Source organism: Microcystis sp. M53602_WE12, from assembly GCF_030065455.1.
GTDB classification, from domain to species: Bacteria; Cyanobacteriota; Cyanobacteriia; order Cyanobacteriales; family Microcystaceae; genus Microcystis; species Microcystis aeruginosa.
In genome coordinates, this window is record NZ_JASJFB010000856.1 from 1 (window position 1) to 8,965 (window position 8,965).

The 8,965-nt window shown below is 45.7% G+C and carries 10 protein-coding genes and 1 pseudogene; 8 read left to right on the forward strand and 3 right to left on the reverse strand.

Translation table 11 applies throughout. The annotated features are described in order from the left end of the window. Positions 1–213 precede the first annotated feature (213 nt). Positions 214–645, forward strand: a complete 432-nt coding sequence (locus PX482_RS26060) for an NUDIX domain-containing protein (protein WP_002799564.1) — start codon at positions 214–216, stop codon at positions 643–645. Between the two features lie 60 nt (positions 646–705). On the opposite strand, the gene PX482_RS26065 is transcribed toward PX482_RS26060, so the two are convergent. Both PX482_RS26065 and PX482_RS26070 read right to left on the reverse strand, forming a co-directional pair. Then, positions 706–1,923: an ABC transporter permease gene (locus tag PX482_RS26065; protein WP_004159634.1), complete on the reverse strand. Its 1,218-nt coding sequence runs from the start codon at positions 1,921–1,923 to the stop codon at positions 706–708. A gap of 225 nt (positions 1,924–2,148) precedes the next feature. Beyond that, entirely contained in the window at positions 2,149–3,627 is a 1,479-nt protein-coding gene (locus PX482_RS26070) for an efflux RND transporter periplasmic adaptor subunit (protein WP_004159624.1), read from the reverse strand. A 122-nt stretch (positions 3,628–3,749) separates the two neighbouring features. On the opposite strand from PX482_RS26070, the gene PX482_RS26075 reads away from it, so the two are divergent. From PX482_RS26075 to PX482_RS26100, 6 genes are all read left to right on the forward strand, one after another. Then, a complete protein-coding gene (locus tag PX482_RS26075; protein ID WP_004159623.1) occupies positions 3,750–4,631 on the forward strand; it encodes a tetratricopeptide repeat protein in 882 nt (293 codons plus the stop codon). Between the two features lie 329 nt (positions 4,632–4,960). Next, positions 4,961–5,611 carry a hypothetical protein gene (locus PX482_RS26080; RefSeq protein ID WP_223213047.1) on the forward strand — a complete coding sequence of 217 codons (651 nt, stop codon included), beginning with the start codon at positions 4,961–4,963 and terminating at the stop codon, positions 5,609–5,611. After that, positions 5,604–6,425, forward strand: coding sequence for a hypothetical protein (locus tag PX482_RS26085; protein ID WP_004159619.1), 822 nt, complete (start codon positions 5,604–5,606; stop codon positions 6,423–6,425). Before PX482_RS26080 ends, PX482_RS26085 begins: the two co-directional genes overlap by 8 nt. 9 nt (positions 6,426–6,434) lie before the next feature. Further along, entirely contained in the window at positions 6,435–6,647 is a 213-nt protein-coding gene (locus PX482_RS26090; RefSeq protein ID WP_002793068.1) for a type II toxin-antitoxin system HicB family antitoxin, read from the forward strand. Between the two features lie 22 nt (positions 6,648–6,669). After that, on the forward strand, positions 6,670–6,909 hold the full coding sequence (locus PX482_RS26095; RefSeq protein WP_002793069.1) for an antitoxin: 240 nt from the start codon (positions 6,670–6,672) through the stop codon (positions 6,907–6,909). A gap of 9 nt (positions 6,910–6,918) precedes the next feature. Continuing rightward, positions 6,919–7,347 carry a type II toxin-antitoxin system VapC family toxin gene (locus PX482_RS26100; protein WP_002788601.1) on the forward strand — a complete coding sequence of 143 codons (429 nt, stop codon included), beginning with the start codon at positions 6,919–6,921 and terminating at the stop codon, positions 7,345–7,347. 4 nt (positions 7,348–7,351) lie between these two features. Here PX482_RS26100 and PX482_RS26105 read toward each other — a convergent pair whose 3' ends face one another. Beyond that, on the reverse strand, positions 7,352–7,618 hold the full coding sequence (locus tag PX482_RS26105) for a hypothetical protein (RefSeq protein ID WP_002784632.1): 267 nt from the start codon (positions 7,616–7,618) through the stop codon (positions 7,352–7,354). Between the two features lie 491 nt (positions 7,619–8,109). Here PX482_RS26105 and PX482_RS26110 point away from each other — a divergent pair. Further along, a pseudogene (locus tag PX482_RS26110) lies at positions 8,110–8,965 on the forward strand (CHAT domain-containing protein); the annotation flags it as partial.

Here is an 8,965-nt window from a genome sequence, read left to right on the forward strand (position 1 = left end):
CGGCACCCCCCTTATCAAGGCGGGATTAAGGGGGGATCGGCACCCCCCTTATCAAGGCGGGATTAAGGGGGGATCGGCACCCCCCTTATCAAGGGGGGATTAAGGGGGGATCGGCACCCCCCTTATCAAGGGGGGCAGGGGGGATCAGAGGCAAAATCTATCTTCAATTTAATTATAACTACTTACTTAACTGTTCACTGATAACTGAAAAAAATGACAAACTATCGCAATCCTGCCCCCACTGTTGATATTATCATCGAACTGATCGACTCGCCCCACCGTCCGATCGTACTAATTGAGAGAAAAAATCCGCCCTTTGGCTGGGCAATTCCGGGGGGATTCGTGGACTACGGCGAATCGGTGGAAACGGCGGCCATTCGGGAAGCTTACGAGGAAATCAGTTTGCAGGTGCAGTTAATCGAGCAATTTCACGTCTATTCCGATCCTAACCGCGATCCGCGTCAACACACCATTAGTATCGTTTTTATCGCCACGGCAAAAGGCCAACCGATCGCTGCCGATGATGCCAAAAAAGTCGGGATTTTTCATCTCTGGGAATTCCCCCAACCTTTATGCTTTGATCATGATCGCATTCTCAATGATTATCGTCGTTATCGGGATTATAAAATTCGTCCCACACATTAGACCCCAAACTAGCCATAAAAGCAATCCTTGCCAAAAACGTCCCCGAAAAACCTTAAAAAATTAGACACTTCTGAGGGCGACAATCGGCTCCAATTTAGAGGCACGATAGGCGGGAAAAACGCCGAAAAAGAGACCAATACCCGTGGAAACACTCAAAGAAAGGGCGACGGCGGTGGCGGAAACAGTGGCGGCCAGGGGAGAGAAACTGGAGACGAGAACGATCGCTCCTGCACCGACGAGAATACCAAGCGCACCGCCGGCGATGGAAACGAGAGTTGATTCAATCAGAAATTGTAAGAGAATATCCTGTTCTCTGGCTCCGATCGCTTTTCTTAGTCCGATTTCCCCGGTTCTTTCCGAAACCGAAACGAGCATAATATTCATTACCCCGATACCACCGACAATCAGGGAAATACCGGCGATTAAAGCCAAAAGTAGGGTGAGACCCTGGGTAATCGTGGCGAAGATTTCGATCATCTGTTTAGCAGTTTCGACGCGAAAATCATCCTCAGCGACGATTTTATGGCGTAAACGCAGGAGATTCTGGATTTGGAACTTAGCGGCCCGGATTTCCTCCCCCGATCGCGCGGTGAGACTAATCCAACTCAACTCGACACCGTAGGGTCCGGTTTTGCCCACCAGTTGCGAGTTCATGGTGCTAAGGGGAATAATCAGCATTTCATCCTGATTATTGCCAAAAAAGGAGCCTTTCGCCTCTAAAATCCCGATCACCTCAAAACTGAGATTTTTGATCCGCAGCTGTTGACCAAGGGGATTTTGGGTGGGAAAAAGTTGCGCTGCCACTTCAGTGCCGATCACTGTTACCCGTTTGTTGCGGGCTAGATCGATATTATTGATAAAACGACCTTTTTCTAGGGTAAAATTGCGGACAGAAGCGTATTCTGGGGTGCTTCCCGTGACTAGAGCCGTCATGTTGCGATTACGATGGGAAATCAGGAAACGAGCGTTTATTTCCGGGGCGACTTCAGCGACGGTGGGAACCTGTTCGGCGATCGCCTGAGCATCGGCTAAAACTAGGGTTTTCGGTAAATTAACGGTGGTATTGCGTGCTTGTCGCGACCCCGGCACCACAAAAATGGTATTGGGTCCCAAGTTAGCAAACTGGTCATTGGCTAAGGTTTGCGCCCCTTGGCCAATACCGATCATGGCCACTACTGAAGCGTTACCGATGATAATCCCTAACATAGTCAGGCCGCTACGCACTTTATTGGCCCCTAGGGTGGAGACGGCCATTTTTAAACTTTCGATGATAAACATATCAGTTATCAGTGGGGTGTGGGGTGTGGGGTGTGGGGTGTGGGGTGTGGGGTGTGGGGAGAATAAATAAAATAATCTCCTGTCCCTGAATCCTGTCCCCTGAATCCTGTCTCCTGAATCCTGTCTCCTGAATCCTGTCTCCTGAATCCTGAATCCTGACTCCTGTCCGATCAGAAAAAAGACAATTTGGAGATATTTGTTAAGAAAAATTATTGAGATTTTTGATTATTTTTGATTAGTTTTCGAGGTATCTTCGGCTCCTTCGGGGAGATCGATAAAGACCTTTTCTCCAGCTTCCAAACCTGATAAAATTTGGGTTTTATCGTCTAAGACCAAACCGATCGAAACGGGTTGAAAACTGGGTTTATTTTCGGCATCGGGAACTAAAACCCCTGACTTGCCTTCCCGGGTGACAATGGCGACAGTCGGCACGACGAGGGCATTATCTAACTGCTGGCCGACAAAAGTTACATCCACATTCATTTTCGATTTGAGTTTGTCCCGTCCCGTCACCAAACCGATTCTCACTTCAAAAGAAGTAACATTATCCTCGATAATTGCTTCGGGAGCCACGAGAATAACTCGACCTTCAAAGACTTCTTCAGGAAAAGCATCGGCGACAATTCGCACTGGTTGGCCGCGCTGCAATAAACCCACATCTACTTCCGGCACTTTAGCAATCACTTCCAATCCCGATGCCAGGGCGATAATCGAGGTGGAAGTGGCGGAAGCGGTACTGGAGGCCGAAGTGGTGGGAGTGACAAAAGAACCCTCGGTGGCGTATTTTTGGGTGATGATGCCATCAAAGGGAGCAGTAATGACTGTATCGCGGTATTGAATCTTGATTTGCTCTAAATCGGCCCTGGCGGCCGCTACAGATGATTCTAGTCGAGCAAGCTCGGTTTCTTGGGTTTTTTGGCGTTGTTCGAGGGCAAATTTCGCTTCTGCGATCGCTGCTGCCGCTCCTATCATTTCCTGCTCAATTCCAGCCACTTCTGGGGAAGCGGTTTTATCCGCTTGTTCCAAACGGCGGATCGATTCGTCTAAATTGGCTTTAGCGTTGAGATATTCATTGAGGACGGCATCAAATTGGTCTTGAGCGATCGCTCCTTCCTGGACTAAATTTTCATTGCGTTTAACCCGATTTTCTGCTAGTCGAAAACGGGATTGGGCTGCTTGTACCTGAGCTTGCAGCTGGTCTAAATCTTTGGGAATTCTTTCTTTGGCCTGAGCTAAACGGGCTTCTAATTGCTTATAACTGGCCTGGGCCTGATAAAATCGGGCTTGTAATTGCCGGATATCTTCGGGAATACTGCGTTTAGCCTGTTCCAGACTGGCTAGAGCTTCCCGCAGATGCGCTTCTGACTGCATTCCCCGGGCATACACCTCTAAATTATCCATGACGGCGAGGGTTTGTCCCCTTTTAACAATCATGCCCTGATCCACCAATAATCGCACTAATCGGCCGGGGTTTTTCGGGCTAATGTTGACACTTTGGATTGGTTCCACCCTACCACTAGCTTTAATTTCCACAGCGAGGGTTTCCCGTTGAGCAGGAACGGTCATTTTCGCCAATTCCAGGCCAGGAGGAGGAGTTTGCAGCAAGCGATAAGAAACCACTCCCACCGCCAGAAAACCACTAGCCATGAGTCCGAATATCCAAAATAGGGGGCGATTTGATTTTCCCAACACGGTTGTTGCCATCGATGAGCCAAAAGTTAATTGGTTATATACTAACGTCTCTAGAGTTGCCTTTGTTGTTTCGTTAGCCAACAACTCCCAAGCGAGATAGACTGATTTAAAAAGGCCTATCGCGGGGGTAAACTGTGCCAAAACTTCAATTAATCATTTCTTTGCTCGTTTTTTTCGTCGCTGGCAGCCCGCTGGCTTTTTCCCAAGCGCTACTCCCCTACGCCATCGAACCAGAGTTAGAACAGATGGAACAAGCGGGAATTGAAATGGCCGAAGATGCCATCCAATTAGCTCGTTTTCGCCGTACCGATGCGGCCCTCGGACGGGCTAAGTTAGCGGTGCAGTTAGCCCCCCATCTCTATCAAACTTGGTTTATTCTCGGTAGTTTATATCTGCAAGACGATCAGGTGCAACCCGGTATCGAGGCATTAAATCAATCTTTGTCCCTTGCTCCCGCCGATGCCCACGCTAATATTAAATTTTCCCTCGGTAGTGCCTATTTTCAGAATCAAGATTACAAGTCTGCTATTGCCCAGATTGAAGCGGGTTTGCAAATGAAACCCGATATCTCCCCCGCTCTTTTTGATCTCGGTAATTCCTATCTCAAGTTAGCACAATATCCCCAAGCGATTGCAGCTTACGAAAAAGCTGTTAGTCAAGATAAAAATTTTTGGCCCGCTATTAATAATATTGGTTTAGTTAAATACGAACAGGGTGACAAGGAAGCAGCCCTTAAAGATTGGCGGGCCGCTTTGAAAATTGATCCTAAACAGGCGGAACCTCAGTTAGCTATTGCGGTGGCTATTTATAGTCAAGGTAAAACCGAGGAGGGCATCAAATTAGCTCAGGCCGCTCTCACTAGCGATAGTCGTTATGTCAGTCTAAAATTTTTAGAGGAAAATCTCTGGGGTCAACGTCTTCTGCAAGACACGGAGAAAATGTTTAATCATCCTAAAATGAAAGATTTTATCGCTCGTTTACCACAACCAACCCCGGAAGTGGAGGAAGAAAATTAAGCTGATAGCAGCAAGCATTAAGATAACCCCTTAGTTAATTTGCTAGGAATTCTTGAGGCTTGCTCTAGCTAATTAGGGCTGGCTGAATATCGGTAGCAGCTTTGCTAAAAAATGGTTTTGGGACTTTATTAGCAAAACAACAAATTTTTTGCCGCAAACCCCACATACAGTACAATTATTACAGTTAAGGGTTTGAAAGGCCTAGGATGATGGCAAAGCAATCAAGGGCAATTGCGGTAACAGAACATGACAATAAGTGTCCTGAATGTCTGCACTTGTAGATTTTGGGAGAACCCCTTGCGCCTGAGTCTAAGGGTGTTTTTTCGCTTTTGAAAAAGTCTGATCCAGAGGCGTTTTCCCTATCGGTGCGGATTATTTTTAATCAGCAGTGGCTTGATTTTCGCTTTGGACGGGTTAAGTTTGGTTTGCGGGGGGGAGAGTTACGCTTAAAACTGGAGAATGGCCAAATGCCTTCTGAGTTGAGAAATGAAGCGTTGAAAAAGATTTTAGCAAGGGAATTAGAGATTGAACGTCAGTTAGGAGGAGAACAGGAAAGCAAGTTTCAACTAGAAGGTTCTGCAACTCCTGATTTATCGAAAGCAAGCTTAAAGGGAGTTAGAGAAAAGCGTCAAAAAGAGTCCCAGGGGGATAAGTTTCAGCTTAAAATAGCGCAAATTAGTCACAAGGGAGCAAATAATCAGCCTGTGTGGGTGTTCGAGAATAGGACAGGTGAGCCTGTTTTGATTGGGGAATTAGCGGATTCCCTGGGTAAAATGTTAATTGCGGGTGTTCCCTGGAGCGTTGAAGCGACATTTACTCCTGAAATGCGTCAGGTTGTGATTACGGGTTTAGAAAATTTATTTAGAGATGATATTTATCGACACGAAAAATTAAACATATTTGAGTTAGGATTCGCTAAGTTATTTTTAAAGCATAAAACCCAACCCTATCTAAGTCGTCAGGTATTACGTTATGAGTGATGCAGATTTTATTCGAGAAGTTGAAGAACTGTACCTGCGTCTTGCTAATGCAGATACAGATGATCTGGTTGAGTTAGCTAAACTTGCGGGTTTAGACCCTAAAACAGATTTAGCCGACTCTGTTTGGGTTCCCTATCCCAGCTTTGGGGAATTTCGCCAAAACACCTTAGCGGCGGCGGTGCTGACAGATTATCTAGAAGAGCATGGGATAGAGGTAGATGCTGCGGCGGCTGATAATGCTCAAGTGGTACTACCCAAGCTAGGTAAACTAGAAGCTGTATTGATTCCCCAAGACTCTGGTGAAGAAATGTTAGATTTAAGCCAAATTAGGGTCGAAATTGACCTAAATCCGGCAACATTAGCCTATATTTTAGTCGAGTTAGGGGAAGGAGGAGCTTGGTTAACTGGGGTTCTGTTGAGTTCGGACCTGCGCCAGGATTTCCCAGAAGGCGGCGCGGTGTCCTTGGCGATGAGGAAACCTATATCGGCGCTGTGGGAAGCTTACCGTCGGTGGGAAAACTGTCAGCAAATCATGGCGCAGTATATCGATAAACAAGGCTGGTCAGCGGAACAGCGATCGGAGGTAATCACAGTGTTAAACTGGGTCTGGGACTATCGGCAGGACTATGAGCGTCCGACGCTATTAGGGGACTTTTTAGCAGAGAAGGCCAACGAGAATAATGAGAATTTTAAACCCTTAGTCTCGCGTCCAGAAGGGGTAAGGGGAGCAACGCCTGAGCCGTCTTCAGAGGGTGCGGTGGACTGGCTAGAGGTGGCGATGGATTTGCTTGATGAATTGGGAAAATGTATTTAAAAAATAATCATGAAAAGTATTAAAATAATTGTCGAAAAACACCCAGATGGCTATATTGCTTATCCTTTAGGTATTGAAGGTGTTGTCATTGGCGAAGGCGAATCATATCAAGAAGCGCTAGAAGATGCGAAATCAGCACTCCGTTTTCATATTGAAACCTTTGGAGTAGAAGTTTTAGATACTGAATATTCTGTCTTAGAAGCGTCTATTATAGTAAGGTGATCATTAACAAAGAGGTCAACAGATGCAAAACTTACGTCAGGTTTCTTTACTAACAAGTGGACAAGAGCAAGTCTTAACTATTCCTCCTGAACTTGCCCTATCAAGCACAGAGGTTTTGTTACGCAAAGAAGGTCATCGCTTAATCATTGAGCCGATTTCTTCCGGTTCTCTAATTTCTTTGCTGACTACTTTGCCAGACATTACAGACAATTTTCCTGATATAGATGAAGGGTTGCTTCCCCTTGATGACATTACATTTTAGTACCACCCAATGACCTATCAATATCTGCTTGATACTAACATCCTATCACATTTGATCAGGTATCCCCAAGGTCAGGTTTTCCAGCATATTGTGGATGTCGGCGAAGAAAGCGTTTGTACGAGCATCATTGTGGCGTGTGAATTAAGATTTGGAGTGGTTAAAAGTGGTTCCTCCCGTCTGGTGCAGCAACTAGAACGCATCCTGGAGTTCTTGACAGTTTTGCCATTAGAATCAACTGTAGATAAGCACTATGCCCTAATTCGTAAACATTTGGAGCAAGCAGGAACCCCAATCGGTCCAAATGATTTACTGATTGCTGCTCATTCTCTAGCGCTTGATCTGACTCTTGTTACCGCAAATACTCGTGAATTTGAGCGTGTGCCTGCTTTGAAGTTAGAGAATTGGTTGATTGATTCTGTAATAATTTTTGGGGGATAATTTGTCATAAATGATGTTGCTGATGATGGTTTTGTATATATTCTGCCACTACTTTTTTGCGGTTTTCTCGCAATGATAAATCAGGTGGAGCATTTTCTAAAAGATGCTGAGGATGACCTCCCCGGCGTTGTGATAAAGTTTTACGCGGTTTTAAGCTTTGCCAATGTTCGTAAATGAGTTTTTTCAGAAGTTCTTCTGAGCTAATATTCTCTTCGGAAATGATGTCTGCTAGATAGTTCTCGGTTTCTCGATCTAGATTAATCGATAACATTGTTACTTCATGGGATAAATCAACATCTTTGATTATAGCTTAAAATCTATGATCGCACTCACCCCCCATCCCCAATTGAGTTTGCTAGAGAAAAATTCGGGGTACGGGCGAAGCATTCGGATAGGAAATCTAGGGTTTCAGTAATAGGTTATTGTCCGAATGCTTCGCCCCTACTCAATCATCTAACAATCCGTCGTAACGCACCACATCTATCATTAATTTATTTGGTGCGTTACTAGATTAATCGATAACATTGTTACTTCATGGGATAAATCAACATCTTTGATTATAGCTTAAAATCCATGATCGCACTACAGATAATCGCACTCACTCCCCATCCCCAAATGGTAAAATGTAGGGTGCGTTAGACGGCGACAATTTCTGCTTAAACTTAAATCTAACAATCCGTCGTAACGCACCACATCTATCATTAATTTATTTGGTGCGTTACGCTATCGAAGGGCGCACCCTACTAAAACCTAAAACCAATCATGAACGAAGCAAGAATAGAAGCTTACTTAGCCCTAATCCAAGCGCTCTTCCAGTGCGAAAATGGTCAGGAACCAGCGCTATTAGAGGCTAACGCGGAATTAGTTGATGCAGGCTTAGTCGCTGTGATGAAGCAGTATGCAGACTTATTAGAACAGCAAGGACAAAGCAATGAAGGGAGATGGTTGCTGAATATGGCGCAACAGTTAGAGCAAATTTTAGACCCGCCAAGAGATAACCAAAACCTCTACATCAGTTTTTTACAAACCCTACTGCAAACTATCGCAGAAAGTGACGGAAACGGCCAAGCAATTTATCCCCTGCTCGACAATAACCTCCATCTCTTAGATGAAAACTTAGTTAACCTCCTCCGTGCTTGGGGAAATGATACCAAGGAACAAGCCAGTCCAGAGGAAACTTACCAAATAGGGGTACTCCTCTATCGTCTTGCTGATGCCATTTATGAATTTCCTAAAGGTAATCCACTCATTAACCTAGCCATTGCCGTCTATGGATACGAGTTTTGTGCTGCAACTGAACGCCAACCCGGATTAGAAAGGGATTTAGCCGGAACCCTCAATAATCTGGGCATAGCCTACCGCACCCAAGCCGAACTAGGGAAAGAGCCGGTAGCCAACCTAGAACGGGCGATCGCCGCCTATACCGAAGCCACCACCATCCGCCGCCAACCGGGATTAGAAAGGGATTTAGCCAGAACCCTCACTAATCTGGGCGTAGCCTACAGCACCCAAGCCGAACTAGGGAAAGAGCCGGTAGCCAACCTAGAACGGGCGATCGCCGCCTATACCGAAGCCACCACCATCCGCCGCCAACCTGGATTAGAAAGGGATTTAGCCC

Coding starts and splice junctions, on each gene's coding strand:
- PX482_RS26060 (WP_002799564.1), top strand. CDS start 214: ATGACAAACTATCGCAATCCTGCCCCCACTGTTGATATTATCATCGAA.
- PX482_RS26090 (WP_002793068.1), top strand. CDS start 6,435: ATGAAAAGTATTAAAATAATTGTCGAAAAACACCCAGATGGCTATATT.
- PX482_RS26105 (WP_002784632.1), bottom strand. CDS start 7,618: ATGTTATCGATTAATCTAGATCGAGAAACCGAGAACTATCTAGCAGAC.
- PX482_RS26095 (WP_002793069.1), top strand. CDS start 6,670: ATGCAAAACTTACGTCAGGTTTCTTTACTAACAAGTGGACAAGAGCAA.
- PX482_RS26065 (WP_004159634.1), bottom strand. CDS start 1,923: ATGTTTATCATCGAAAGTTTAAAAATGGCCGTCTCCACCCTAGGGGCC.
- PX482_RS26085 (WP_004159619.1), top strand. CDS start 5,604: ATGAGTGATGCAGATTTTATTCGAGAAGTTGAAGAACTGTACCTGCGT.
- PX482_RS26070 (WP_004159624.1), bottom strand. CDS start 3,627: ATGGCAACAACCGTGTTGGGAAAATCAAATCGCCCCCTATTTTGGATA.
- PX482_RS26100 (WP_002788601.1), top strand. CDS start 6,919: ATGACCTATCAATATCTGCTTGATACTAACATCCTATCACATTTGATC.